The sequence below is a fragment of the Paraburkholderia sprentiae WSM5005 genome, from assembly GCF_001865575.2.
GTDB classification, from domain to species: domain Bacteria; phylum Pseudomonadota; class Gammaproteobacteria; order Burkholderiales; family Burkholderiaceae; genus Paraburkholderia; species Paraburkholderia sprentiae.
The window spans coordinates 1,866,235-1,892,916 of the sequence record NZ_CP017561.2; the positions used below are offsets into that span (position 1 = coordinate 1,866,235).

The 26,682-nt window shown below is 65.3% G+C and carries 24 protein-coding genes and 1 pseudogene; 10 read left to right on the forward strand and 15 right to left on the reverse strand.

Going from position 1 to position 26,682, the window contains the following annotated elements:
• Nucleotides 1-164: 164 nt before the first annotated feature.
• Nucleotides 165-824: a response regulator gene (locus tag BJG93_RS08505; protein WP_027197863.1), complete on the forward strand. Its 660-nt coding sequence runs from the start codon at nucleotides 165-167 to the stop codon at nucleotides 822-824.
• Complete coding sequence (locus tag BJG93_RS08510) at nucleotides 821-2,224, forward strand: ATP-binding protein (RefSeq protein WP_027197864.1); 1,404 nt, start codon at nucleotides 821-823, stop codon at nucleotides 2,222-2,224. The genes BJG93_RS08505 and BJG93_RS08510 overlap by 4 nt, the downstream gene beginning before the upstream one ends.
• Before the next feature lie 17 nt (nucleotides 2,225-2,241).
• Here BJG93_RS08510 and BJG93_RS08515 read toward each other — a convergent pair whose 3' ends face one another.
• The 6 genes from BJG93_RS08515 to BJG93_RS08540 all read right to left on the reverse strand — a co-directional run bounded on the left by BJG93_RS08515 (nucleotide 2,242) and on the right by BJG93_RS08540 (nucleotide 7,090).
• A complete protein-coding gene (locus tag BJG93_RS08515; RefSeq protein WP_027197865.1) occupies nucleotides 2,242-3,303 on the reverse strand; it encodes a lysylphosphatidylglycerol synthase domain-containing protein in 1,062 nt (353 codons plus the stop codon).
• Entirely contained in the window at nucleotides 3,300-3,488 is a 189-nt protein-coding gene (locus BJG93_RS08520; RefSeq protein WP_027197866.1) for a hypothetical protein, read from the reverse strand. Before BJG93_RS08520 ends, BJG93_RS08515 begins: the two co-directional genes overlap by 4 nt.
• A complete protein-coding gene (gene hpnI, locus BJG93_RS08525) occupies nucleotides 3,485-4,645 on the reverse strand; it encodes a bacteriohopanetetrol glucosamine biosynthesis glycosyltransferase HpnI (protein ID WP_027197867.1) in 1,161 nt (386 codons plus the stop codon). The genes BJG93_RS08520 and hpnI overlap by 4 nt, the downstream gene beginning before the upstream one ends.
• Nucleotides 4,642-6,063 (reverse strand): hopanoid biosynthesis associated radical SAM protein HpnJ, encoded by a 1,422-nt coding sequence (gene hpnJ, locus BJG93_RS08530; protein WP_027197868.1) that lies wholly within the window; start codon nucleotides 6,061-6,063, stop codon nucleotides 4,642-4,644. Before hpnJ ends, hpnI begins: the two co-directional genes overlap by 4 nt.
• Nucleotides 6,064-6,439: 376 nt before the next feature.
• Complete coding sequence (locus tag BJG93_RS08535) at nucleotides 6,440-6,850, reverse strand: hypothetical protein (protein WP_027197869.1); 411 nt, start codon at nucleotides 6,848-6,850, stop codon at nucleotides 6,440-6,442.
• 36 nt (nucleotides 6,851-6,886) lie between these two features.
• On the reverse strand, nucleotides 6,887-7,090 hold the full coding sequence (locus BJG93_RS08540) for a cold-shock protein (protein ID WP_007181784.1): 204 nt from the start codon (nucleotides 7,088-7,090) through the stop codon (nucleotides 6,887-6,889).
• Between the two features lie 293 nt (nucleotides 7,091-7,383).
• On the opposite strand from BJG93_RS08540, the gene BJG93_RS08545 reads away from it, so the two are divergent.
• Nucleotides 7,384-8,829, forward strand: coding sequence for an NAD-dependent succinate-semialdehyde dehydrogenase (locus tag BJG93_RS08545; RefSeq protein ID WP_027197870.1), 1,446 nt, complete (start codon nucleotides 7,384-7,386; stop codon nucleotides 8,827-8,829).
• 130 nt (nucleotides 8,830-8,959) lie between these two features.
• A complete protein-coding gene (locus BJG93_RS08550; protein WP_027197871.1) occupies nucleotides 8,960-9,580 on the forward strand; it encodes a GNAT family N-acetyltransferase in 621 nt (206 codons plus the stop codon).
• Between the two features lie 31 nt (nucleotides 9,581-9,611).
• Here the strand turns inward: BJG93_RS08550 and kdgT are convergent, their stop codons facing one another.
• Nucleotides 9,612-10,634: a 2-keto-3-deoxygluconate transporter gene (kdgT, locus tag BJG93_RS08555; protein WP_027197872.1), complete on the reverse strand. Its 1,023-nt coding sequence runs from the start codon at nucleotides 10,632-10,634 to the stop codon at nucleotides 9,612-9,614.
• Nucleotides 10,635-10,923: 289 nt separating this feature from the next.
• On the opposite strand from kdgT, the pseudogene kduI reads away from it, so the two are divergent.
• The 5 genes and pseudogenes from kduI (at nucleotide 10,924) to BJG93_RS08580 (ending at nucleotide 14,790) form a co-directional block, all read left to right on the forward strand.
• Nucleotides 10,924-11,759, forward strand: a pseudogene (gene kduI, locus BJG93_RS08560) (5-dehydro-4-deoxy-D-glucuronate isomerase).
• Between the two features lie 6 nt (nucleotides 11,760-11,765).
• Nucleotides 11,766-12,536, forward strand: a complete 771-nt coding sequence (kduD, locus tag BJG93_RS08565; protein ID WP_027197873.1) for a 2-dehydro-3-deoxy-D-gluconate 5-dehydrogenase KduD — start codon at nucleotides 11,766-11,768, stop codon at nucleotides 12,534-12,536.
• 99 nt (nucleotides 12,537-12,635) lie between these two features.
• Nucleotides 12,636-13,511: a DNA-binding transcriptional regulator KdgR gene (gene kdgR / locus BJG93_RS08570; protein ID WP_034479438.1), complete on the forward strand. Its 876-nt coding sequence runs from the start codon at nucleotides 12,636-12,638 to the stop codon at nucleotides 13,509-13,511.
• Between the two features lie 577 nt (nucleotides 13,512-14,088).
• Nucleotides 14,089-14,466: a hypothetical protein gene (locus BJG93_RS08575; RefSeq protein ID WP_027197876.1), complete on the forward strand. Its 378-nt coding sequence runs from the start codon at nucleotides 14,089-14,091 to the stop codon at nucleotides 14,464-14,466.
• A 75-nt stretch (nucleotides 14,467-14,541) separates the two neighbouring features.
• Entirely contained in the window at nucleotides 14,542-14,790 is a 249-nt protein-coding gene (locus tag BJG93_RS08580) for a hypothetical protein (RefSeq protein ID WP_026225344.1), read from the forward strand.
• Between the two features lie 70 nt (nucleotides 14,791-14,860).
• Here BJG93_RS08580 and BJG93_RS08585 read toward each other — a convergent pair whose 3' ends face one another.
• The 4 genes from BJG93_RS08585 to BJG93_RS08600 all read right to left on the reverse strand — a co-directional run bounded on the left by BJG93_RS08585 (nucleotide 14,861) and on the right by BJG93_RS08600 (nucleotide 19,391).
• On the reverse strand, nucleotides 14,861-16,243 hold the full coding sequence (locus BJG93_RS08585) for an MFS transporter (protein WP_027197877.1): 1,383 nt from the start codon (nucleotides 16,241-16,243) through the stop codon (nucleotides 14,861-14,863).
• A 133-nt stretch (nucleotides 16,244-16,376) separates the two neighbouring features.
• Nucleotides 16,377-16,715 carry an NIPSNAP family protein gene (locus BJG93_RS08590; RefSeq protein ID WP_027197878.1) on the reverse strand — a complete coding sequence of 113 codons (339 nt, stop codon included), beginning with the start codon at nucleotides 16,713-16,715 and terminating at the stop codon, nucleotides 16,377-16,379.
• A complete protein-coding gene (locus tag BJG93_RS08595) occupies nucleotides 16,712-18,508 on the reverse strand; it encodes an FAD-dependent oxidoreductase (protein ID WP_027197879.1) in 1,797 nt (598 codons plus the stop codon). Before BJG93_RS08595 ends, BJG93_RS08590 begins: the two co-directional genes overlap by 4 nt.
• The gene (locus BJG93_RS08600; RefSeq protein ID WP_027197880.1) at nucleotides 18,501-19,391 is read right to left on the reverse strand and encodes an SDR family NAD(P)-dependent oxidoreductase; all 891 of its coding nucleotides are present in this window, start codon (nucleotides 19,389-19,391) and stop codon (nucleotides 18,501-18,503) included. Before BJG93_RS08600 ends, BJG93_RS08595 begins: the two co-directional genes overlap by 8 nt.
• 178 nt (nucleotides 19,392-19,569) lie before the next feature.
• On the opposite strand from BJG93_RS08600, the gene BJG93_RS08605 reads away from it, so the two are divergent.
• Nucleotides 19,570-20,460 (forward strand): helix-turn-helix domain-containing protein, encoded by an 891-nt coding sequence (locus BJG93_RS08605; RefSeq protein ID WP_027197881.1) that lies wholly within the window; start codon nucleotides 19,570-19,572, stop codon nucleotides 20,458-20,460.
• 34 nt (nucleotides 20,461-20,494) lie between these two features.
• Here BJG93_RS08605 and BJG93_RS08610 read toward each other — a convergent pair whose 3' ends face one another.
• The 4 genes from BJG93_RS08610 to BJG93_RS08625 all read right to left on the reverse strand — a co-directional run bounded on the left by BJG93_RS08610 (nucleotide 20,495) and on the right by BJG93_RS08625 (nucleotide 26,660).
• Nucleotides 20,495-21,685 carry a 4-hydroxybenzoate 3-monooxygenase gene (locus BJG93_RS08610; protein ID WP_027197882.1) on the reverse strand — a complete coding sequence of 397 codons (1,191 nt, stop codon included), beginning with the start codon at nucleotides 21,683-21,685 and terminating at the stop codon, nucleotides 20,495-20,497.
• A gap of 502 nt (nucleotides 21,686-22,187) precedes the next feature.
• Complete coding sequence (locus BJG93_RS08615; protein ID WP_027197883.1) at nucleotides 22,188-23,453, reverse strand: virulence factor family protein; 1,266 nt, start codon at nucleotides 23,451-23,453, stop codon at nucleotides 22,188-22,190.
• A complete protein-coding gene (gene mprF / locus BJG93_RS08620; RefSeq protein WP_027197884.1) occupies nucleotides 23,450-26,041 on the reverse strand; it encodes a bifunctional lysylphosphatidylglycerol flippase/synthetase MprF in 2,592 nt (863 codons plus the stop codon). The genes BJG93_RS08615 and mprF overlap by 4 nt, the downstream gene beginning before the upstream one ends.
• 475 nt (nucleotides 26,042-26,516) lie before the next feature.
• Entirely contained in the window at nucleotides 26,517-26,660 is a 144-nt protein-coding gene (locus BJG93_RS08625; protein ID WP_167544145.1) for a hypothetical protein, read from the reverse strand.
• Nucleotides 26,661-26,682: the final 22 nt, after the last annotated feature.

A 26,682-nucleotide genomic window follows, 5' to 3' on the forward strand; every position in this document is an offset into this window, starting at 1 on the left:
TCAAGCTGAAGGAAACCTTAAGCACGTGCATGGCATAAAGCGGCTAACGAACGGCGTCGCTACACTTCGGAGCGCGCCGGATCGCGCATACATGCGCACCAATGGCGCTTGCATAAAAGCGCCGGACGTTATGCAATAAGACCCCACCACGGAATACTTGCCTCATGCGCTTACTCCTCGTAGAAGACGACGAGCTCATCGGCTGCGGCGTCGAAGCGGGCCTTCGTCAGGCCGGCTTCACAGTCGACTGGGCACGCGACGGCCACAAGGCCGGCCTCGCGCTCGACACCACTCAATACGCATTGGTGATACTCGATCTCGGCCTGCCGCGCGTGAGCGGCACCGAACTGCTCAAACGCGTGCGCGATGCCGGCAATGACGTGCCGGTGCTGGTGTTGACCGCCAAAGGAACGGTCGTTGATCGGGTCGGCGGTCTCGAAGCGGGCGCCGACGACTATCTCGGCAAGCCGTTCGATCTCACCGAACTGGTCGCGCGGTGCCGCGCGCTGTTGCGCCGCGCACAAGGTCGCAGTATCGATCTGATTCGTTACCAGAATCTGACAGTGAATCCGGCCGCGCAAACGGTGCAGCTCGACGCGGCGCGCGTGCCGCTCACCTCGCGCGAATGGGCGATCCTGCTGCAGCTGCTGACCCATCTCGGCATTCCGCAGTCACGCTCGCGGCTCGAAGAAAGCCTATACGGCTGGCAGGAAGAAATCGAAAGCAATGCGATCGAGGTCCACGTGTCGAACTTGCGCAAGAAGCTCGGCGCAAACCTGATCAAGACCGTGCGCAATATCGGCTATGTGATGGAGAAAGAATGATCGGCCCGTCGATTCGTCGGCGTCTCGTGCTGCTCGTGCTCGCGAGCATCGCGATCGTCTGGGGCGGCGCGCTGGTGTCGAGCTACCGGCAGGCGACGCGCGAAGTCGCCGAATGGGAACAAGCGCGCCTCGCCGAACTCGCGCAGATTCTCGCGTTGCTCGACGCGGCCAGTCTGGCCACGCTGGCCAACGCGCGCATCGACGTGCGCGAAGAGGAGAAAGGCGGCGAGCCAGGCGCGAGCGACCTCGACGACGACGACACGCTGCCGCGCGACGCCCTTTTCCAGGTGCGGTCGGCCGACGGCGCGATCCTGGCGGGCAGCCCGCAACTGCGCGCGCTCGCCGCGTGGGATTTGCCGTTGCCGCCCGCAAGCGGCGCGCAGGACGTCACGCTCGGCGATCAGCTCTATCACTCGTTCACGCTGCGCGAAACCACGCCCGGCCACAGCGTGCGCGTGTTCGAGCCGGCCAACACCCGCAGCGACCTGGTGAGCGGTGTCGCGAGCCGCATCGCGCGGCCCACGCTGATCGCGCTGCCGGTGCTCGCGCTGCTCGTGTGGTTCAGCATCGGCTGGAGTCTCGCGCCGCTCAAGGTGCTGTCGGCCGCGATCCGTTCGCGCGACATCAACCGCATGGAGCCGGTCGGCATCGGCCGCACGCCGCTCGAAGTGCGACCGCTCGTCGATGCGATCAACCAGATGCTCGCGCGCCTACACCGTGCGCTTGAACTGGAGCGCGCCTTTACCGCCGACGCCGCACACGAACTGAAGACGCCGCTCGCCGCGATCAAGGTGCAGGCGCAGGTCGCGCTCGCCGAGACGGACATCGCGTTGCAGCGGGTCGCGATGGAGCGTGTCGTGCAAGGCGTCGATCGCAGCGCGCGGCTCGCCGAGCAGCTACTGTTGCTCGCGCGGCTCGACGTGCAGGAGAAGCTGCCGACCGAGCCGCTGAAGCCGGCGGCGATTGCCAAAGATGCGCTGCTCGCGAACCGGCGCATTGCGCAACAGAAGCACATCAACGTGATGCTGGTCGGCGACATGCGCGCCGAGATCGATGCCGAGCCGGTGCTGCTAGGCATCCTGCTCGACAATCTGCTCGATAACGCGATCAAGTACGGACGCACGGGCGGCAATGTCGAAGTCGCGGTGCAGCGCGTCGACGAGCACGTGCAGGTGAGCGTGCGCGACGACGGGCCCGGTGTCGCGCCGGCCGATCTCGCGCGGCTCACGAACCGCTTTTTCCGCGCGACCGGCAATCAGGCGACCGGTAGCGGGCTGGGTTTGTCGATCGTTGCGCGAATCGCCGAGCATTTCGGCGCGAGTCTGCAGCTAGGCGCCGGAATCGGCGAGCAAGGGTTGGCGGTGCGGGTGTCGTTTCCGGCCTATGGCGCGGCACGCTGAAGGGGTGCCGCGAACGCTCAGCGCGGCTCGCCGCGCCGGTTCGCGTCTGCGACGCCCGAGCGCTGCTTGGCCAGTTCGGGGCGCACGCCGTGCGGCGCACTATGCCGCCGCGCGTTGCCGGACGCCTCGAACAGCTGCCACGCGATCAGACCCGGCACGAAGATCAGCAGATCGCGAATGCGCCGCGCGGCCGCGAGCGCGAGACTGGTGGCGGGGTCGAGCCCCAGTGCGCCGCCGATCAGCACGAATGCGCCCTCCTGCACGCCGAGACCACCCGGTACGAAAAACGCGGCGCTGCTGATCGCCTGAATCAGCGACTCGATCACGACCGCTTCGACGAGTGTCACGCGCGCGCCGAGAAAATACAGCGCGAGCCAGATTTCCAGCGACGTCGCCACGCATTGCAGCGGCTGCCAGAAGAACAGATAGCGCAGCACGACCGCGCGGCGGCGCCAGATCAGCTTGATCGACTGATCGATCTGCGCGGACTGGCCGACCAGCGTGGTGAGCTTGCCGCTCGTGAGACGATTGAGCACGCGCGTGATGCGCTCAAACGGATTCGCGTGCTGCACGAGCCCGAATAGCAATAGCACGGGCGTCAACGCCACCACGCCCCACGCGAGCTGCCCGGCGAGCCGCAGCGCGCCCGATTGCGCATTGGCAAATAGAAAACCGATGCCGACCATCGTGAACATCAACTGGCTGATGACGGTCAGCTGCATGTCGACGATGGTGCTGGCCACCGCTGTCGACGGTCTGACGCCCCAGCGCCTGAACATGCGGAACGACACGAGTTCGCCGCCGATCCGCGCGACCGGCAGCATGCAATTGACCGATTCGCGCACCCACACCAGATGCAGCATCTTGCCGAAGCTGGGGCGGTTCGCGCCGCGAATCAGCGAGCGCCAATCGCAGGCGTTGGCGATCATCGGCAACACGTGCGCGAGCGCGGCCAGCACGAGGCCTCCCCCGGCCATGCGCAACGCGGCGAACACGGCGCGCGGATCCTCGCGCCAGACGAGCCACAGCGAAACGAGCAAACCCGCGAGCGCAGCCGCGCGGCCCAGATGCTTCATCATGCGGGCACCTCGCAGACGACCTCAATCAACGTCATGCGCCGCATGCTGCGTGCCACGGTCTGCTTCACCGCAGGCGCCGCTGTCCGTACCGCCGGGGCGCTCGCGGTCGCCTCCAGGGCGCTCCCATTTCGCCCGGTCAAAACCTCTTCGATCATTGCCTGCCCAATCTGCCGTTCGTTCGTCATTCGTCCTGTGCCGCCGACAACAACCCGTCGCCGTCGACCTTGAAGCTAAAGCCCCGCCAGGTCACCCGCGACGAGCGGAAGCTCGCGACGAAAATCGCAAACGATACGATATCCCATAACGGCAGTAGCCACAGATCGCGGCAGCGCTGGCGCAACGCCCGATCCGCGCGCCACTTCAGCGCGAGACGCGCGAGCAGCGCGGCCGCCGCGAGCAGCCACGCCCACGGCGCGCCGCCCGAGCACGCGAGCGCGAGCAGCGCGAACGGCAACGGATGCACGAGCGCGGTGCCGAAGTGCCCGAGCGGATCGATGCGGCGAATCGTGCGGCTCCAGCGCAGTTCATGCGCCACCAGTTGCGCCGCGCTCGCTTCGACACACGCGTGCGCGATCGCGAACGGCGGAATCGCGACCTGCTCGCCCGCCGCGCGCACCGCCGCGCCGATCTCGTAATCTTCCGCCAGATGCCGCACGAACGGCTGGAAGCCGCCGATCCGCTCGTAGGTGTCGCGCCGCATCGCGATGGTCTGGCCGAAGCACGGCCGCGCAAGCCCGAGCGCGAGTCCGGTGACGACGCCCGGCAGAAACTGGTAGTTGGTGGCGAGCACCGACAGCCGCGGCCAGAAACCGGGATCGGGCTGGCCGCGATACGCGCAGGTGACGAGCCCGACGCCCGGCCTCTGTAATTCGCCCATCACATTGCGCAGATAGTCGGGGCCGACGCACACGTCGCTGTCGGCGAACACGAGCACGTCGTGGCGCGCTTGCGGCAGCATGTTGAGGATGTTGCTGATCTTGCGGTTCGGGCCATACAGACGCGCATCGGCGACCACGGTGATGTCCGCCTGCGGATAGCGGCGCCGCAACTCGTCGACGGTTTGCAGCGCGGGGTCGGCGCGGTCGTGCACGCCGAACAGGAATTGCATGGGCCCCGGATAATCCTGTGCGCAGAAGCTCGACAGATTGTCGAGCAACGCCCACTCGGTGCCATGCAATGGTTTGATCACCGTAATGGGTGGAAAGCTGGCGGGTTCGGCTACCGGCTTCGCGAAGAAGCGCCCGATCAGCGCGCTCGCGAGCACGGTGTAGCCGATGCCGACAACGGTCGCCGCCGCGCTCGCGTACGCGAGCGTGACGGCGGCGAGATGCACGGCGCTCACGCCTCGTGCGCGCGCAGGAAACGGAAAAATTCGACGCCTTCGCGCAGGCGCCGTTTCATCATGTCCCAGCTCGTCAGCATTTCGCGCAGGATCTCCCAGATCTTCGACGGCCGGAAATAAAAGCGCTTATAGAAGTTCTCGAGCTGGTGATACATCTCGTCGCGCGACAGATGCGGGTAGCCGATCGCCGCCAGCTGCACGCCTTCCTTGCTGACGAGATTGATCACCTTGTTCTCCGCGAGCCAACCGTTCTCGACCGCCTGGTCATAAAGCCTCGTGCCCGGATACGGCGCGGCGAGCGATACCTGGATCGTCAGCGGATTGATTTCCTTCGCGTACTCGATGGTCTTCTGGATCGTTTCCGGCGTCTCGCCCGGCAAGCCGAGAATGAAGGTGCCGTGGACCTTGATGCCGAGCGTGCGGCAGTCCTGCGCGAAGCGCCGCGCGATGTCCGTACGCAGGCCCTTCTTGACGTTCAGCAGGATCTGGTCGTCGCCGGACTCGTAGCCGACCAGCAGCAGGCGCAGGCCGTTTTCCCTCATGATCTTCAGCGTCGAGTAAGGCACGTTCGCCTTGGCGTTGCATGACCACGTGACGCCCAGCTTGCCCATGCCTCGCGCGATCTCTTCCGCACGCGGCTTGAAGTCGGTGAACGTGTCGTCGTCGAACATGATCTCCTTGACTTCGGGCATGTTGTCGCGAATCCACTTGACTTCCTCTAGCACGTTCTCGACCGAACGCACGCGATAGCGATGGCCGCCGACCGTTTGCGGCCACAGGCAGAACGTACATTTCGAGCGGCAGCCGCGGCCGGTGTACAGCGACACGTACGGATGCTTCAGGTAGCCGTTGAAGTAGTTCTTGATGGTCAGGTCGCGCTTGTAGATCGGCGCGACGAACGGCAGCTCGTCCATGTTCTCGAGGATCGGGCGCGCTTCGTTGTGCTCGATCGAGCCGTCGGGGGCGCGATAGCTCAAGCCGAGGATCTGCGCGAACGGCTTGCCTTCGGCGATTTCCTTGCAGGTGAAATCGAATTCCTCGCGACACACGAAGTCGATGGCTTCGGTCGCGATCAGTGAATTATGCGGGTCGACCGCGACCTTCGCGCCGACCAGGCCGACCAGCAGCGACGGCTTGCGCTTCTTCAGGTCTTCGGCGAACAGGGCATCAGTCGGGAAGGACGGCGTGCTGGTGTGAATCACCACCAGATCGTATTGGGTGGCGACGTCGAGCGCGGCTTCAACGGACAGGCCGTCTGCCGTGGCGTCGAGCACGCGGCTGTCGGGAACCAGTGCGGCCGGTTGTGCGAGCCACGTCGGATACCAGAACGAGCGGACTTCACGCTTGGCCTGATAGCGCGAACCCGCGCCACCATCGAAGCCGTCGTACGACGGCGCCTGCAAGAACAGGGTTTTCATGGATGCTCCAGCAAGTCTTATCGGCGCTTTCAATTTTCAGTCGGGAATCTATTTGTTCCATTGCCCGAACGCAGGCCGCGAAAGCCTGCGCACGACATGCAAGTAGCGGCGGCCGCGGTCCGAAAAGGCCAAGGGCAGTGGCGCAAATAGTACGGAGCAAAGCTGAAGGAAACCTGAAGAATAATACTGCGTTCAGCGCGCGCGCGGCAGGCCAACATAAGTGGATGTGTTGCGATGCGATCCGCTCCGGTAGCCGTGTCGCATCGATGTCGTATCGATGTGGTAAATGGATGGCTGCTCGCATGGCGTGCCGGCGAACTCCGTGCGCGTGCCCATCATGCCACGTTCACGCACGAACGCGCAGTCTTACGCGCACTTATCGCCCGACATGCCTCGCCCACTCGAGCCAGCCGAGATTCAGGGCCGCGTTTACCACTACGCCGAGCGCCGACGCGAGCGCGGCGATCATGGTCCAGAAGGCCGAGCGGCGCGCCGCGCGTGCCGACGTGTGGGCCGCGGTTGCGGCGTCGCGCGACGCGCTCGCCGCGGCCTGCGCGATATGCGACGACGCCTCCATGCGCGCGAGCGACCTCAGCGCGAAGCCGCGCTCGTCGTCGTGCGTGGCCGCGGCCGCGTCGTGCGCCGCGTCGTCGCGCTGCGACTGTTCGAACAGATAGCGGTGACAGAACGGCGTCAGCGGTTCGTCCGGATAGCGCGCGGCGAAATGCTTCGCATAGGCGCCGCCGCCATTGCGCTCGATCTCCGCGTAGGCGGCGTCCTTATCCATCGTTACCTCGCATGCGGGTGAGCCGCCCTGCCGGTGTCACACGGGCTTGATGTCGGCCGCTTGTTTACCTTTCGGCCCCTGCTTGATTTCGAAGCTGACCTTCTGGTTTTCCTGCAACGACTTGAAACCTTCGGAGCGGATCTCCGAAAAATGGGCGAACAGATCTTCGCCGCCGTCATCGGGGGTGATGAAGCCGAAGCCCTTCGCGTCGTTGAACCATTTCACTGTTCCGGTTGGCATGGCGATGTCCTCGTGATGCGCTGTAGTAGCGGTTGAATGGATGAAGCGCTGTGTCGTGCAGGCTGTTCGTGCAGCGCTGACGCGGCGCCCCGCACCGACCCGCAGTGTCGGTCCGGTGCCATGCCCTCAGCAAACGGCATGCCACCGGCGCGCGCCTGCCGGGCGCGCCGGTGCGATCGTCCGCGATCAGATAAGATAAACGGTATCGGCAATTCATTCATGGCCGCGCAGGTGTGTCGCCTCGTGCCGCACGACCGCGCGGCCAGTTGTTTTCCCACTCACAGGAACCCAGCATGGCCATCTCGAGCTATACCGATACCCGTCTTCTGATCAACGGCGAATGGTGTGACGCCGCCAGCGGCAAGACCCTCGACGTGATCAACCCCGCGACCGGCCAGGCCATCGGCAAGGTCGCGCATGCCGGCATCGCCGATCTGGACCGCGCGCTCGACGCCGCGCAGCGCGGCTTCGAAGCCTGGCGCAAGGTGCCGGCCCACGAGCGCGCGACGATCATGCGCCGTGCGGCCGCCCTCGTGCGCGAGCGCGCCGCCGACATCGGCCGGCTGATGACGCAGGAACAGGGCAAGCCGTTCGCCGAAGCGCGCGTCGAAGTGCTGGCGGCCGCGGACATCATCGAATGGTTCGCGGACGAAGGCCGCCGCGTGTACGGCCGCATCGTGCCGTCGCGCAACCTCGCCGCGCAGTCGCAAGTGCTGAAAGAGCCGATCGGCCCGGTCGCGGCATTCACGCCGTGGAACTTCCCGGTCAACCAGGTCGTGCGCAAGCTGTCGGCGTCGCTCGCCTGCGGCTGCTCGTTCCTCGTGAAGGCGCCGGAAGAAACCCCGGCCTCGCCGGCGGCCCTGCTGCAGGCGTTCGTCGAAGCAGGCGTGCCGGCCGGCACGGTCGGCCTCGTATTCGGCGATCCGGCTGAAATCTCGAGCTATCTGATTCCGCATCCGGTGATCCGCAAGGTCACGTTCACCGGCTCGACGCCGGTCGGCAAGCAGCTCGCGGCGCTGGCCGGCTCGCACATGAAGCGCGCGACGATGGAACTCGGCGGCCACGCCCCGGTGATCGTCGCGGAAGACGCCGACGTCGCGCTCGCGGTCAAGGCAGCCGGCGCCGCGAAGTTCCGCAACGCGGGCCAGGTCTGCATCTCGCCGACGCGTTTTCTCGTGCACAACAGCATCCGCGAAGAGTTCGCCGCGGCGCTCGTCAAGCACGCCGAAAGCCTGAAGCTCGGCGACGGTCTCGCCGAAGGCACGACGCTCGGGCCGCTCGCCAACGCGCGCCGTCTGAGCGCGATGGCCAAGGTCGTCGACGACGCCCGCAAGACCGGCGCGAAGGTCGCGACGGGCGGCGAGCGCGTCGGTACCGAAGGCAACTTCTTCGCAGCGACCGTGCTGACGGACGTGCCGCTCGACGCCGACGTGTTCAACAACGAGCCGTTCGGCCCGGTCGCCGCGATCCGCGGCTTCGACAAGCTGGAAGAAGCGATCACCGAAGCGAACCGTCTGCCGTTCGGCCTCGCCGGCTACGCGTATACGAAGTCGTTCGCCAACGTGCATCTGCTGTCGCAGCGCATGGAAGTCGGCATGCTGTGGATCAACCAGCCTGCCACGCCGACGCCGGAAATGCCCTTCGGCGGCGTCAAGGATTCCGGCTACGGCTCGGAAGGCGGCCCGGAGGCGATGGAAGCCTACCTCGTGACCAAGGCGGTCACGGTGATGTCGGTCTAAGCACGCTAATCGCGCCAATCACGCGCTTCCGGAACGGCGCCGCGGGTTTGCCGCTCGCATCGTTCCCAAGCGCGGCTCGACCGAACTGCCAGGTCCGCGAGTGTTGCGCTCGCGGGCCTTTTTTATTGCCATGAACGAGATTTCCGCCGAATCGATGCAGCCCACGCTGAGCGGCACGTTCGTCGAGTTGCGGCCGCTGCGCGAGGAGCACGCGCAGGCCCTCGTCGACGCCGCCGCCGATGGGCAACTGTGGGACATGAAGCTGACCGTCGTGCCGGGCCCGGCGACGATCGGCACTTATATCGCCACCGCGCTTGCCGGCCGCGCGGCTGGCAAGGTGATGCCGTTCGTGATCGTGCGGCGCGACAAAGACGAAAGCAACGGGCTCGCTGGCCGGATCGTCGGCAGCACGCGGTTCTGGAAGATCGATCGCGCGAACCGCAAGCTCGAAATCGGCCACACGTGGCTCGGCGCGTCGGCGCGGCGCTCGGCCGTCAACACCGAGGCGAAGTACCTGCTGCTGTGCCACGCATTCGACGTAATGCGCTGCGTGCGGGTGCAGTTCACCACCGACGAGCTCAACGACACATCGCGCGCGGCGATCCTGCGTATCGGCGCAAAACTGGAAGGCATCGTGCGGCACGAGCGGATCATGCCCGATGGTCGCAAGCGCAACTCGGTGCGCTTTAGCGTCATCGACGACGAATGGCCGGCCGTGAAGGCGATGCTCGAAGCGAAATTGGCGCGCTGAGCGGCGCGCCAATCTCCGGCTACCGACTCATTCAGACGGGCGCATCGCGCTGCTCATTGAGCGGCGCCGCCTGGCTCGCCGCTGCCAACTCCTCGCGCAGCGCGTCGCGCGCGGGATGCCGGCGCACCCACAGCGCCGTGAGGATCGGCACCAGAATCGCGGTCACGAGGCATGCGGTGGCGACCATCGCGGTCGCGGCCGGCACCAGCGGTTTGAAGCTGGGAATCATGTCGGCAATGATCGCCGGATTCGCGACCGCGGCGCCCGCCGTCGACGACGCGGCGAGCCCCGCCGCGCCGTTGCCGCCCGCGATCCAGCGATCGGCGAGAATCAGCGGCACACCGGTCACGACGATCACGCCCAGCCCCAGCACGAGGCCCGGCAGGCCGCTCGTGACGATCACGTTCAGATCGATCCCGTTGCCGAGCGCAAAGCCGAAAAACGGAATCAGCGGATGCACGCAGCGGCCGAACAGCTCGCGCAGCTCGCTATCGAAGTTGCCGAGCGCAAAGCCGATCAGGAACGGCAGCACGGCACCGGCGAACAGGCGCGGCTCGAAGAACGCGACACCCGTCGCGCCCAGAATGATCATGCTGATCAGCGGCCCCGATTCGACCGACATCAGCACGAACGCGCCCGCCTCTTCCTTCGTGCCGTACTGTTGCATCACGGCCGCGTAAAGACCGCCGTTGGTCATGTCCATCGACGTGGTAATCGCGAGCAGCGACAGCCCCGCGAACAGCCCGGTCTTGATGCCTTCGATCGGGATGAAGCGCGCCGCGATCAGCGTGACGATCCACGCGACCAGCATCTTGGTGGCGAGCAGCGTGCCCGACTTGCGCAGCACGGTGCCGGTCGCGCGCAGGTCGATCGTCGCGCCCATGCAGAAGAACCACACCGCGAGGATCGGCACCGTACCGGTAATGAGGCCGTTGGTGAACGAGCCGAAGTATTTGCCCGCGCCCGGCGCGAACGTATGCACGCAGGCGCCGAGCAGTAGCGGCACCAGCATCAGACCGCCAGGAATGCGGTCGATGGCCTTCTTGATCTTCATGCCTCCTCCATGGACGGTGACGTCCCGTTGACGGTCGAATAACCCGCGTTGGTGTCCCGTTCTGCGCCGGGCTCTCCCTGTCCGGCGCAATATAGCATCACGAAAGGAACGACGTTCCGTTTTGTTCGGCCGAAGCCGGCTATCGTTTACCCGCTGGTTCACGCAAGGCGTTGCCAGCGCTCGTCGCGCGTCGCATTGTTTTCGGACCACTGTTCCGAAGCTGGGATTCTGCGTTACAGTTTCGCGCACAACGCGGCGCGGCGCCCGCATACCGACAGGAGAACGATCAATGGACGTGAGACAGGCCATCCACAGCGAATACGCGAAAACGCTCGACACCACCGGGCTGCGCGAAGCGTTTCTGGTCGAGCGGATCTTCGAGCGCGATGCGTTGAAGCTCACGTATAGCCATATCGACCGGATCATCGTCGGTGGCGTGTGGCCGGTCGAGCGCGCGGTCGAAGTGCCGGACTCGCTCGGCCGTGCGATCGGCGTGAACTACCTGCTCGAGCGGCGCGAGCTTGGCGCGATCAACATCGGCGGCGACGGCTGGGTCGACGTCGACGGCACGCGTTACACGGTGCGCCGCGAAGAAGCCATCTATATCGGCAAGGGCGCGCAAGCAGTCGTATTCGGCAGCGCCGACACCGACCAGCGAGCGAAGTTCTATCTGAACTGCGCGCCCGCGCACACCACATATCCGACCCGCACCATCTCCTCGACCAGGCCTCGCCCGAAACCCTCGGCGATCCGGCCACGAGCAACCGCCGCACCATCCACAAGTTCATCGTGCCCGACGTGCTGCCGACCTGCCAGCTCTCCATGGGCATGACGAAGCTCGAACCGGGCAGCCTGTGGAACACGATGCCCTGCCACACGCACGAGCGTCGCATGGAAGTGTATTTCTACTTCAATCTCACCGACGATGCCGCCGTCTTCCACATGATGGGCGAGCCGCACGAAACGCGGCATATCGTCGTGCGCAACGAACAGGCGGTGATCTCGCCGAGCTGGTCGATCCATTCGGGCGTCGGCACGCGCGCCTACACGTTCATCTGGGGCATGGTCGGCGAAAACCAGGTGTTCGGCGATATGGACCATCTCGCGGTTCGCGCGTTGCGCTGAGCGAACATGAGCCCCACCACAGTGAACACTTTCGATCTGAGCGGCAAGGTCGCCATCGTGACCGGCAGCAACACCGGCCTCGGCGCCGCCATGGCGGTCGCGCTCGCCGCGGCCGGCTGCGACATCGTCGGCGTGAGTCGCGCGCACGCGGGCGCCACCGCCGCGCGCGTCGAGGCGCTCGGGCGCCGTTTCGCGGACGTGCGTGCCGACCTCGCTTCGATCGCATCGGTCGACGACATCGTGCGCGCCGCGCTCGAAGCGTTCGGCCGCATCGACGTGCTCGTCAACAACGCGGGCATCATTCGCCGCGAAGACGCGCTCGAGTTCGGCGAAGACGATTGGGACGCGGTCATGGACGTGAACCTGAAGAGCCTGTTCTTCCTGTCGCAGGCCGCGGCGCGCCAGTTCGTGCGGCAGCGAAGCGGCGGCAAGATCATCAACGTCGCGTCGATGCTGTCGTTCCAGGGCGGCGTTCGCGTCGCGTCGTACACCGCGTCGAAAAGCGGCGTACTCGGCCTGACACGGCTGCTCGCGAACGAATGGGCCGCGCGGCGCATCAACGTGAACGCGATCGCGCCAGGCTATATGGCCACCGCGAACACCGCCGCGTTGCGCGAGGACGCGCAGCGCAACGAAGAGATCCTGGGCCGCATTCCGGCCGGCCGCTGGGGCGTTCCCGATGATCTCGCGGGGCCGGTGGTTTTTCTCGCATCGTCGGCGTCGGACTATGTGCATGGGCATACACTGGCAGTGGATGGCGGCTGGCTCGCGCGCTAGGTACGGCGCAGCTCGCCACGAGCGCGCGCAACGCGCTATGCTCCCGGACCGCGGCCATCGGCTGAACGCAGCAGCGGCGCGGGTTGGCACAGACAGGGAATGACGGACATGGCGGCAAGGGCACCACATACGAACACTGCGAGGAACACTGCGCGCGACAAAGCACTCGATGCGGAAAGCGGCGAGCGAGGCGAATCGGCATCGTCGATCGGGCGGGTGTTCGCGATTCTCGGCGCGATCGGCGACACGGGACAAATCGGCATCAGCGAGCTGTCGCAACGGCTCGGCATGTCGAAGACGACCGTGCATCGTGTCATTCAGACCTTGAAGGCGCTCGGCTACGTGACCCAGGAAGTCGAAACCGAGCGCTATCGGCTGACGATCCGTCTATTCGAACTCGGCGCGAAAGCGCTCGAAAGCGTCGATCTCGTGCGCGAGGCCGACATCGAGATGCGCCGCATCGGCCAGATAACGCGCGAAGCGGTGCACCTGGGCGCGTTCGACGACGACGCGATCATCTACATCCATAAGATCGACGCCGATTACGGGCTGCGCATGCAGTCGCGGATCGGCCGGCGCAATCCGCTGCATAGCACCGCGATCGGCAAGGTGCTGCTCGCGTGGATGGACCCGCTCGACGCGCGTGAGGTGCTCTCGCACCTTGAATTCCGCAAGTCGACGCAAAAAACCTTGACTTGTGCGCAAGCGGTATTGAGTATCCTGCCGCGCGTACGCGAGCAGGGCTACGGCGAGGACAACGAGGAGCAGGAAGAAGGCCTGCAATGTATCGCGGTGCCGGTATTCGACCGCTTTGGCCGCGTGATCGCCGGTCTGTCGATTTCGTTTCCGACGATGCGCTGCGGCGCCGACACGAAGCAGCATTACGTCGCGCTGCTGAAAGAGGCCGGTCTCGCGATTTCAACGCGGCTCGGCTATCGCGATGCGACTGCCCCCGAGCCCGCGGCCGCGCAGTAAGCTAACCAGTCTGCAACCGAATGTATCTGAGCGGCATACACAAAGCCAAATTCGGTTCGCTTCTTTTTTCAGCAATCGATGCGCTGAAGCTGCGCTTCGCATCGGCGCATCGCATACGCTCGAATGCGTTTTTTTCCATAGCGCGTTCAAGGGTTTGCCCGCGCGCTTGACACTCGCCCGGCATCTTGAGGCGTAGCTGCCAAGGCGTCCCCTCTTCATTCGACGCACTCGCATCGTGCCATCGACGCGAGTTCCAATCGACACGTCCTGTTACACACAAACACACCGGTAATCGCGCCGCTCAGTAGAGTTCGGTTCAAACGAAAGCGGATTACATCAAACGCTTCGCACGACAGGCACTCGCATCATAGATTTCAGGGAGCAACATCATGAAAAGAATCCTCGCATTGGTCGTTCTTGCCGCCACGCTCGGCGGCGCGTTGAGCGGTTGCATCGTGGTCCCCGACGATCATCCGCATCACGACCACTACCGCGAACGTTATTGAACGGGCCATCACGCGCAATCGGTGCGCGTCCGGCTCGCCATTCATCACGGACATCCACACAGAGAACAATCATGAGTCATTCACGCAACCGCTGGCTATCCTTGACGCTCGTCGCCGGTCTCGCGATCGGCGCATCGACGGCCGCTTTCGCGCACGTCGATGTCGGCGTGAACATCGGCGTGCCGGGCTTCGCGGTCGAAGCGCCGCCGCCCGTCTATGTGCAGCCCGCGCCCATGTATGCGCCGCCTCCGCCGCCCGCGGTCGTGCTCGCGCCGGGCTGGTACGACGATCGTTATTACGATGGTCACCGCTATTGGGAGCGTCGCGAGTGGGAACGTCGTCACGGCGACTGGCGCGAGGCGCACGAGAGGCACGACGAGCGCGACTGGCGCGGCCCGCACGGCGACGGGCACGACAATGGGTGGCACGGACATGGGCATGACCATTGACAGACGGCAGGTGACGTCCAGCACGCCATCGTGCGGTGCCGGCATTCGCGCCACCCCTTCGACAGGAGCGACGACGTGCTACGCAATGATCCGAGACGAGTAACGGCGCAGGTCGACGGTGCCCACATCTGCGCCGAATACAGCGAACTGACCGGCCAATTGTGCCTGCGCCAGGACGGCACGCTGGTGCGCGAATGGTTTCCACCGCATTCGTGGATGGCGATCGCGTCGGTGGCAGGCGCGCGCCATTGGGGCACGCGGCCAACTGACGACGAATTGCTCGCGCTGCTGCACAACGAAATGGCCTTGCTGCGTGCGTCCTGAGTCGACGCGCGCGGTTCGAGCGTAGCGGCACGCCGAGCCGCGCTGCTTATTCGATCGCTTATTCGACCGCTTATTCCACCGCTACGGCGCCAACGTTTTCATCGGCCGATACGTGATTGAACGGCACGCGCCGCATCATCAGTACGACCCCGCCGGCCGCGATCAAGGCTGGCGCCGCGAGCAGGCTGAACACCGCGCCGAATTGCCAGCCGAGCCCCATCAACGCCGCACCGACGAGCGCACCCGCCACGCCGCCGACGCGGCCAATTCCGAGCATCCACGCAACGCCCGTCGCCCGGGCCCGGGTCGGGTAGTAACTTGCCGCGAGCGCCGACATCGACGTGACCGCGCTCGTCGCGACCGTGCCGGTCAGGAAGATCAGCGCACCGAGCCAGACCTGATGGCCGACGCCCCGCCCCACCATCAACACGAGCGCGCCGACCAGAACATAGGTGAACGCGATCACGCGATGCCCGGCGAAGCGATCCATCACCCAGCCGACGCACAGATTGCCGACGATGCCGCCGAGCGGAAACAGCGAGGTCATCAACGCAGCCTTTTCAGCGGAAAATCCCATGTCCTTGAACAGGGTTGGCAGCCAGTTGGTCAGCAGATAGTAAATCAGCAGCCCCATGAAATAGGCGAGCCACAGCATCAGCGTGCCGAAGCGGTAGCGCGCCGACAGGATGATCGCGAGCGCCCATTGCGAGCGTGCGTCGCCCCTATCGCGGCGCACGTCGAGCGCGAAAAAAAGGCATCCGTCAAAGCGGTCGCGGGGCGCGATGCGTTGCAGGATTCGCGCGATCCGTTGATCGGCCCGCTTGCGCACCGCGAGAAATTGCGCCGATTCGGGCAGCAACAGGATCAGCAGTACGCTGAGCACGAGCGGACCGGCGCCACCCGCGACCAGCACGCTCGGCCAGCCGAAATGCGGAATCAGCCAAGCGGACGCGAGTCCGCCGATCGCCAGACCGCCTGAAAAGCCGCAGAACATCGCATTGACCGCCACCGCGCGAATCCTGGCGGGAGCGTATTCGGACATCAGCGTGACCGCGTTGGGCATCGCCGCGCCGAGACCCAAGCCAGTGAAAAAGCGCAGCAGGGTCAGCGATTCGATCGACGTCGCGCGAGCCGCCGCGAGACTCCACAACCCGAAGAAGAACACCGACAGCACCAGCACCGTTTTGCGTCCGATCCGGTCCGCGCAGGGGCCGGCCGCCAGCGCGCCGATGCCGAGTCCGACCAGCGCCGCGCTCATCACCGGGCCGAGCGCGCTGCGCGCGATGCCCCACTGCTGCACGAGCGCCGGCGCAATGAAGCCGATAGCGGCGGTGTCGAAGCCATCGGCCGCGACGACCAGAAAACACAGCACGAGAATCGTCCATTGAAACGGCGAGAAGCGCTGTGCGTCGATGAAGGCCTGCACATCGATATTTAGTTCGGAGCGGGTCATGTGCGCGCTCCTTTCAGCTTGTTCATTGCGATGTCTCCTTGAAATGACGAGGTGTTTTCTTATGGTTCGAATTGCTGTCTAGAACGCGGTCGCCGGGATCGCCGGTGCCTGTCTGCTCGCCGAGAACGCACGGCTAGCGCAGCATCGTCAGCGTGCTGAAGTCGACGCGCCTGATGATGCGGCTCTCCTGCGCGACGATCAGATGCGCCGACGCCTGCAGGTACGCGGGCCACTGCGGATCGGCATCGCGCTCGGTGCGGCGCTGGTCGTAGTCGCCGAGGCTCTCATAGCCCCATAGATGCACGACCTGGTTCAACGCGCCGATATCACTCATATAGAAGCCGACCGGCGCGCCCAGATACTTGAGCTGAATCGGCATCGCGAGCCGGTCGAAGACGTCGATGAATTCCGCCATGCCGCGCGGACGGATCGTGTAGATGCGATGGTCGACGAAAGGTTTGCCCTGGCTCATGTGCCGGTCCTCAATACGGTTTCGGATGCGCGGGTGTGTGCGTCATTCGGGTGGTTAGCGGTGTTTGCGCTGTTTGCGCTGTTTGCGCTCACGCCCGCGAGATGACGACCGGTGATATAGCCGAACGTCATGATCGGCCCGAGCGTGATACCGGCGCCCGGATAGTTGCCGCCCATCACGCTCGCGCGATCGTTACCGACCGCGTATAGCCCGGCGATCGGCGCGCCTTTCCCGTCTAGCACCTGGCCGCTGACGTTCGTCGTGATGCCGTCGAAGGTGCCGAGGTCACCCATCACGACCTTCAGCGCATAGTACGGACCGTCGCCGATGGGCGCGACGCACGGGTTCGGCTCGCGCTCCGGGTCGGCAAGATAGCGATTGAACGAGGTCGTGCCGCGGCCGAACTCGCGATCTTCGCCACGCACCGCGTCGGCGTTGTAGCGCTTCATGGTCGCCTCGAGCGCCGCGCCGTCGAGGCCGGCTCGGCGCGCGAGTTCCGCGAGCGTGCGGCCCTTGCTCAGATAGCCGTTGCGTAGCAGCGGGCCGAGCGGCACCGGCGACGGCTTGGCGTAACCGAGCCCGTATTTGCGAATCGTCGCGTGATCGCAAATCAGCCACATCGCGGTTTCCCGTTCATTCGCGCAGGGCTCGATCATCGCGGCGCCCACGTCGTGATACGAATTCGCTTCGTTGCAAAAGCGCTTGCCCGCGCGCGTCACGCCGATCACGCCAGGCTTGTAGCGATCCACCAGATGCGGGAATACGCCGACGCTGCCGTCGCGCATCGGCACGCGCGATACCGGCATCCATGCGGCGGGCTGCGGATAACGGATCGCCACTTGCGCGCCGGCACGTTCGGCCATGCCGACGCCGTCGCCGGTATTGCCGCGCGGCACCGGTGACAGGTGTTCGCCGCCGCGCCGCAGATGCGCATACGCGCGTGCGATCCGCGCAACGTCATGCGAAAAGCCGCCGCACGCGAGCACGACGCCGCGTCGCGCGACGATGCTCACCTCGCCTTCCGGTCCCGCGACGAGCGCGCCGCTCACGCTGCCGTTCGTCACGCTAAGCTCGCGAGCGGCCGTGTTGGTATGGATCGGAATGCCGAGGTCGAGCGCGGACTTCGCGAGCCGCGCGGCGAGCGCGTTGCCGCTCGTGATCTGCACGCCGCGCCGGTACAGCGCAAGATCCTTCAGATGGCTCGCGAGCCGCTTCGCGACATACAGCGCGGACGGCAGCGAACGCGTCGCGTTGAAGAAGTGCTTCAGGTCCGCGTTCGATGAATTAAACATCATGCCGATGAACGTGATCGTCTTCAGCGGCGCACGCAATCGCGTGAGGTCCTTGCCAAGCGCGCGCGCATCGAACGGCGCGGCCACGACCGAGCGGCCGATGTCGACGCCGCCGCCAACGTCCGGGTGATAGTCGGGATACAGCGTCGGCACGAATTTGACGGCGGTCTCGCGCTCGAAGAAGTCGAGCATTTCCGGGCCGGTGTCGAGAAACGCGTCGACGGCGGCCGCGTCGAAATACGCGCCGGTTTCGTTGCGCATATAGGTCAGCGCGGCTTCGCGCGTATCGCTGACGCCTCTCTGCTTTGCGTGATGGTTGCCCGGAATCCACAGCACGCCGCCCGAGAACGCGGTCGTACCGCCGAAGAACGGCTCCTTCTCGATCACAACGACATCGAGACCGTGTTTGCGCGCGGTGATCGCGCTCGACAGCCCTCCCGCGCCCGAACCGATGACGAGCACGTCGCATGTGAGTGTCGTGCCGGGTGTTGCGTTAGTCATGATGGTCTCCCGATGCGCGGACCTGGCGGCCGGCTTGCGCGGCCTGATTGGCTTCGAAGCCGGGACGCGGCACGAGGTCCATCAGCATGCTTTCGAAGCCGCCGTCGACGACGACTTCGGTGCCGTTCACATACGCGGCACGTTCGCTCGCGAGAAACGCGACGACATCGGCGATATCGTCTGGTTCACCGATCCGGCGACTCGCCGTCATCGCGCTGCGCCGGCGTTCTATGTCGCCGTGCTCGTAAAACGCCGCGGACAGCGGCGTGCGGATCATGCCTGGGCACACGGTATTGCTGCGAATGCCGCGCGGCCCCCACTCCGCCGCGATCTGCTTCGACAGCATCGTGACGCCAGCCTTGCTTGCACTGTAGGCGCCGCTATAGGTCTGCGGATGATGCGCGGCCACCGACGCGACGTGCACGATCGCGCCAGCGCCGCGCTTCAACATGGGTTGACCGAATTGCTGCGAGCACAGCATGTAGCCGGTCAGGTTCACGCGCAGCATCGCATTCCATGCATCGAGTCCAATCTCTTCGATGCCGCCCGGCCGTAGCAGACCCGCGTTGTTCACGAGCACATCGGCGACGCCGAAGCGCGCTTCGACTTCCGACACCGCGCCGCGCACACTATCGATATCGCCGATATCGCAGGCCAGCGCCAGCGCTTCGACACCGCTTGCATTCAGCGCTTGCGCGACGTCGCCGCACTTTTTCTCATCACGATCCAGCAGCGCCACGCGTGCGCCAGCATCGCCCAACGCCTGAACAATGGCACTGCCGATGCCGCCCGCCGCGCCGCTCACGACGCAGACGCTGCCTTCGAGCCCGAGCCAGTGTCTCGAGTCGCCCTCTGCGTCGCATCGATCTTTGCGTTGATTCATTTGCTAAGTCCTCCGAATCTATGTGTTGACGAGCGCGGCGAAGGTGCGTTGGCTGGCTTCGCCAACTTGTGTCATTCGACCGCGTCTTCGATGGAAAAAGTATAGCCACGCGGTTCGACGGGAAATTGGACAAAGGCCGCACATCGCAGGACAATTCGAACATAGGAGACAAAGGCACATGAGGAATATCCCTAACTACGACCTGTACGGAGAGTCCGCGCGGCCGCCGTGGTACGACGCGTTCAATTTCGAATGGATCGTCGAGCGCAGCCGTCCGAACGGCTGGCATATAGCCGCGCACCGGCACGATGCGTTGCTGCAGATTCTGTATATCCGCCGTGGGTCGGGTCACGTGCTGATCGAAAGCGAAAAGCTCACGATCGAAGCGCCATGCCTGATCCTGCTGCCGGCGCAAACCGTGCATGGTTTCGTGTTTTCGCCGGAGATCGACGGGCTCGTGATTACCGCCGCGCAGCGTGCGTTGGAGTCGATTTCGAAAGCGGTGTCGCCAGGCCTCGTGCCGGTGCTGCAACACCCCGCGCTGATATCCGTGCGGCCCGCCGTCGGCGAGCGCACGTTGATGCCGTTGTTCGATTTGCTGGAGCAGGAATTTCGCGGCAGCGCGCGCGGCCATATCGCCGCGGGCATGTCGCTGATGATTGCACTTTTTGTGCAGGTCGCGCGTCTGACCGATGCCGCGTCGAGCGCGGGCGCGACCGTCAATGACCGGCGCGCCGCGCAGATCAAACGGCTACGCGAACTGATCACCGCACACGTGCGTGAGCATCAGCCGATCGATTTTTACGCGGAAAAATTGCGGGTGACCACGACGCAGCTGGGCCGCATTTGTCGTGAAGAGCTCGGGCATTCGCCGCTGTCGCTCGTCAACGACCAGTTGATACGCGAGGCGCAGCGCGATCTGGTGTACTCGGGTTCGAGCATCAAACAGATCGCGCATGCGCTCGGTTTCGAGGACGCCGCCTATTTCAGTCGCTATTTCCGCAAGCAGACGGGCGTCACGCCCAAGGAGTTTCAGGCGGCCGCGCATCGGGACCTATCGCTCAACTAGCGGTCCCGATCAGCGCGCGGGCCTGTGGTGGCAATCACAGTTGCGCCTGCATCTGCGCGCCGGCGACGCCGACGTAGTTTTCCGCCAGCACCGTCGCGGCCGTGCGCGACGTCGTGACGTACTCGAGCTCGGCAACCTGCAGCTGTTGCTCGAACGCCGACGCGCCTTCGATACGATGCATCATGCTGGTCATCCAGTACGAGAAGTGCTCGGCGCGCCAGATGCGTTTGAGCGCAGTTTCGCTGTAGCGGTCGAGCAGATCGGTGCAGTTTTCCTTGTAGAACGCGTCGAGCGCCTTGCTGAGCACGTTCACGTCGGCGACGGCGAGGTTCATGCCCTTCGCGCCGGTTGGCGGCACGATATGCGCGGCGTCGCCAGCCAGGAACAGGCGGCCGTGCTGCATCGTCGTCGACACGAAGCTGCGCATACCGACGATGTTCTTCTGGAAAATCTTGCCGTCGACGACCTTGTGGCCTTCGTCCGAATCGGCGCGTGCATGCAACTCGGCCCAGATCCGATCGTCGGACCAGTTGTTGACCGAGTCCTTCGGATCGCACTGGAAATACATGCGCTGCACGTTCGGCGAGCGCGTGCTGATCAGCGCGAAGCCGCGCTCGTGGCGCGCGTAGATCAGTTCGTCCGACGACGGCGGCCCTTCGCACAGAATGCCGAACCAGCCAAACGGATAGACGCGCTCGAAGTCTCGACGCAGCGCCTGCGGAATCGCCTGACGCGACACGCCTTGCGAGCCGTCGCAGCCGATCACGAAGTCGCATTGCAGCTCGTGCTCCGCGTCTTCGTGCCGATAGCGGATCGACGGCTTATCGGTATCGATGCCGTGCACCGACGTATCCGACACGCCGAAACGCAGTTCGGCGCCCGCTGCGACGCGGGCCGCGACGAGATCCTTGATCACTTCGTGCTGGGCATAAACCGTGATTGCATGACCGGTGAGGCCGCTCAGATCGATGCGCCGGCGCTTGCCTTCGAACGCGAGTTCGAAACCGTGATGCAGCGCGCCTTCGGCTTTCATGCGTTCGCCGAGACCGGTTTGCGTCAGCAGGTCCATCGTGCCCTGCTCGAGCACGCCGGCCCGTATCGTGGATTCGATCTGATCGCGCGTGCGCGTTTCGAGCACGACCGAGTCGATACCGCGCAGATGAAGCAGATGGGAAAGAAGCAGGCCAGCGGGCCCTGCACCGATGATGCCGACTTGGGTGCGCATGTATGTCTCCTGAACGCGGTGATGAAAATTGCGCTCAGTGTGACGATCGCGCCGCCTATCGTGCAACGCGATACGGCGGATAGGCCGTATCGTGCTGCGCGATAAAAGGTGTGGAGCGGGTGCGGGCGCGGCGCGGTCATGCCGGCCGCAAACGCCAGACTGGCGTGGCTTACCGGCGATCCGCACGACACGCGGCTCGTTCTGCCGGCGGCGCACCCCTCAGGTAAACCCCGATCTGGCAAACGAGGTCCAACTGACCAAGAAACAGCCGGTAGACAGGATTTTTCGTCTGTTCCCAGCACGGTGGTCGCTCCCGGGCACGTGATGCCACCAGTCTCGACGAGACACGCCGAGAATGAACCTGAAAGCGGACATAAAAAACCCGCCTCGTGTGGCGGGTTATGTGTGACTGCAAGTCGACGCGCTAACTGGTCATTCGATGGATGATGCTAATGATCAGCGCAATCGCGAATACCGAGGCAGTTCATGAGCAACACCGCGATCACTCGCGCACGCCGCTGTGCTTTTCGAATGCCGCGAGAATCCGCTGCTCCAGCGCGTTGTAGTCGCGGCCAAAGTGATGATCGCCGGCAGTGCGGATGACTTCGACACCGGTCTTCTCGAGCGCCGGGCACAGCGTGTCGGTCTCGTTCTTACCATAGAAGCATTGGACGATCGACGGCGGCACATGCGTCAACTCGGGCCGCACGTCCAGCGCTTTATCGCTTGCGGGCATGCCGAGCCAGCCGCCGACGCGGATCTGGAAATCGGCGTCGGGCGCAAAGCCGAGCAGCGACATCAGCGACACCTGATCGCGCTGCGCCTGCGGCAGACGGTTGTACGCGAACGGCATGACATCGGCGCCGAACGAATAGCCGATCAGCGCGATGTGCTGCGCGTGCCAGCGCGCGCCATAGGTTTGCATCACGCGCGCGAGATCGCGGCTCGTTTTCGCGGGAGGCTGCTCGCTCCAGAAATAACGCAGGCTGTCCCAGCCGACCACCGACACACCATCTTTCTGCAGCGCCTGCGCGATTGTCTTGTCGAGATCGCGCCAGCCGCCATCGCCGGAAATTACGATCGCCATCAAGCCGTTCGGATGCGCGGCCGGCAACTCGATCAGCGGCAGGTCGGACACGTCGTCGGCGCTTGACGGGACCGGCTGCAGATGCGGCGTCAGCAGCGCGACGAGACGCGCGCGATCGGCATTGCCCGTGCTCGCCTTGTCGACGAAACCCGGCACCTTGTCGCGGATCACGGTCGGATCGGGCGCACACGGCTCGAAGCGTGCGTCGAGCGCGTGGTCGGCATCGACCGACACCGCGCCCGCAATCGTATTGGACGGCGCCTGCTCGAGCACGTGCATCGCGAGCGTTGCGCCCTGCCCCGTCCCCGCGACGATCGGCGCGAAATAGTGGCTCGATTGCGATTGCCGTTCGAGCTGATGGCTGAGCGCCTCGGCATCGCCCACCAGCTGATGACAGCTTTCCTTTTTCGCGGCGAGGTTGGCCGCGTAGCGCGCGGTATCGACGCCGACCGTCAACGCGCCCGCTTTCGCGAGCGCATCGGCGCTCTGCTGATCGGCCGCGCTCCAGCCGCTCGCCTGCGAATACAGCACGACGAAGCCGCGCAGCGGCCCGTCGGGCTGGGTCACGTGCACGCTGCCGTAGCGGCCGCCGGGCACGGTGGTGGTGGCCGCGTGCGCGAGTGCGCCGCAGCTTAAAACGCTCGCCGCGACGGCGAGCCGGAACAACGGATGCAATGTCATGAACGCCGGCCTCCCGCCAGCAGCGACAGGTCCGCGAGCGTGAAGAACACGCCGGAACCGGATGCCGCGAGGTAACGCGGCTCCCAGTGCGGCTGGAACTTGCTCTTGAAAGCACGCAGTCCGCGGAAGTTATAGAAGCGGCCGCCGAAGCGCCACACGATGCCGGCCAGCCGATGCCAGCGCGACGCGAGCGGTGTCGGCTGCACGCCGGAGAGCGGCGCAATGCCGAGACTGAGCGAGCGGAAGCCCGCCTGTTTGAGATGCAGCGCGAGCTGCGTGAACAGGTATTCCATCGCGTATGACGACGCGCTGTCGACATGTCGCATCACGCCGACGGTCGCCTCGGTATGCATATCGGTCGTCATGAAGGTCACGAACGCGACCGGCTCGCCGTGCTGGCGCACCAGCATCACCGATTGCGCGGCGAGGTATTCGTCATGGAAAGCGGCGACCGAAAAGCTTTTCTCGCGCGCGTCGCGGCTGTCGAGCCATCCGTCGGAAATGCCGCGCAGCGTTTCGAGCGATGCCGGCACCTGCGCCCGATCGATCACTTCGACGCTAAAGCCGTCGCGCTCGCCGCGCTTTAGCGCATAGCGCAGATGCGCGCGATGCGAGCCCTTCAGATCGAAGTCGTCGAGCACGACGTGCGCTTCCTCGCCGAGCTTCATCAGCGTCAGGCCGGCGTCGAGATACAGCGGCAGCGCGTTCGCGCGCACCTGGTAGAACGCGGCCCGACCGCCGTGCGCATGCGCGAGCGCGACGAACTTGCTGATCAGGCCGGCCCACTCTTCGCGCGGGCCCACCGGATCGTGCAGCGCGGCCCACGTGCGGCCGTATTTCGCGTACATCAGGAAGGCCTCGCGCGACGCCGAAAACAGGAAGCTCTTGTCGCCCATCAACGCCAGACCGGCATCGCTGCGCTCCTGAGCGCGCACGATGCGCGCGGCGTCGTGCAGATCTTCGGGCGCCGGCTTCACGAAGCGGCCCGCAGCCGGACGCAGCAATTGCCAGAACGAAAAGGTCGCGGCGAACAGGCTCGCGGCGAGTGTCGCGCGCAACGCGCGCGGCGCGCGCTCGTCGAACGCGAATTGCCACCACAGGTCGCGCGTGTAAGGCACGTCACGGAAAGCGAACAGCATGACCCACGTCGCGAGCATCAGCACCATCGCGATCGATACGAGCCAGCCGGCCGTAAAGCGCTCGGCGAACAGCGACGAATGACGGTTGAAGCGCTTGCGCGTCGCGAGCAGCAGGACGATCAGCGTGCCGAGCACACCGGCCTCGACGAACGCGAGACCCTTGGTCAGCGACAGCGCGAGGCTCAGCACCGCAAGCGCGAGCGTCATCCACCAGGCCGCGTCGAGCCGCCGCAGCAGCCCGCGCGCGACGAACAGCAGCAGCACGCCGAGCACGCTGCACAGCATCTGCGAGCTTTCGAGCACCCACAGCGGCACGACGTCGCGCAGGATATGGATGCGCTGCCAGAACGCGGGCGTCGCGCTCGAAATCACCAGCATGCCGCCGACCACGAACGTGACGAGGCTCAGAAACAGTGGCGCGAGTTCCGACACGCGCTGCGCCTGCAACAACGACAGGCGGTTCTTCAGTGCGCGCCCCTCGAAGCCGGCCAGCAGCGCCGCGGAGACGACCAGCGGCACGCCGAAATAGATCGCCCGATAAGCGAGCAGCGCAGCGACCATCTGATGCATCTGCACGCTGCCGCTCAGCGTGAACACCATTGCCGCCTCGAACACCCCGACCCCGCCAGGCGTATGGCCGATCATGCCGAGCAGCATCGCGGCCGCGTAGACGGTGATGAAGCCGACGAAGCTCACGTTCGCATGCGGCAGCAAGGCCCACAGCGCGAGGCCGGCGGCGATCACGTCGAGCACCGCCAGCGCGACTTGCCCGAGCAGATCTCGGCGTGCGGGAATATCGAACGAGAGCCACTGCCGGCGCGTGCGGATCGGCCGGGTCTCGCGACGGCACGCGGCGGCCGCGAGCGCCAACGCGATCAGCAACGCCGCGCCGCTCCAGCGCAGCGCGACCGGCGACAAATGCAGCATCGGCGCGAGCTGGCCGGCCATGCAGACCATGCCGAGCGCGCTCATCAACACGAGCGCGAGCGTGAGCGACACGCTCGTGAACACCGTCATGCGGCCGATCTGCGCGGGCGTAATGCCCGCGACGCCGTACACCCGCGCACGCACCGCTCCGCCCGTCAGCGCGCCGAAACCGGTCGCATTGCCGAGCGCCGACCCGGCGGTCGCGCCGACCCATAGCGCCGTGCGCGGCACGCTCGCGCCGAGATAGCGCAGGCCGACCGCGTCGCGCCCGACCAGCGCGACGTAGCTGAGCGCGGTCGCGCCCAGCGCGCCGATCCACTCGCGCGCCGACAGCCCGCGCAGCTGGTGGATCACCGAACGGTAATTGACGGCCTCCGACAGATGCTGCAGCACCACCAGCAGCAGCCCGCAAATGACGAGCGCGAGCACGGGCGACAGAAGTCCTCGGCTGCCGAGCGCTTTCGCTGCACGGCCGAGCAGCGCGCGAAGGCGCTCGAACCTGGGTTGAAGTCGGTGAAATATGGTCAATGCGGGCCTTGCGAGGAGCGATCGCGGCGACGGGCCGTCACGCGCGGTATCGCGTGTGGCGGCGATTACAAAGAGATAACGGCAAAATGTGCAAAAGGTTGACAGCTTTAGCTATTTCGCTGTCGGCGCCGCTGCGCTTTGCGTCAAAGAGGGCGCGATTGTAATGGCTTGTCAGCGCGATGCGAGGCATCGATGGCGCTACAAGTGCGGCGTCAAAAAGCCGCTCGGGGTGTCGTAATCAGGAGCAGTCGCGCACTGCAGGACGCCGCGCGAGTACAAGCGCAAGCCACGCGCCTGCCGCGTCGGGTGCCAGCGCTGAAGGGAAATGCCGATGGCAGAGCGGGGCTGACTTCGAGGATGCGCAACAGACGCGTGTCTCATGCTCCGTTTGCCGGGGCCAGAAAGCACAATGCCCGCTACTCGAGCGGGCATTGACACGGCGGCCGCGCTTGCGCGGCGCGCGGGCAGCTTAGTTCGGGCGACGATGCGCTTCGGCGATCACTGCGCAGTTCTGCAAATGCAGTTCCAGCGCATGCAGCGCCAGCGCGCGCAGCTTGCCGAAGAAGGTGTTGGCGGCGGGGGTGGTACGGACGACGTTCGATGCGGTGTTCATGGCGGCTCCTGACTAGGGTTTA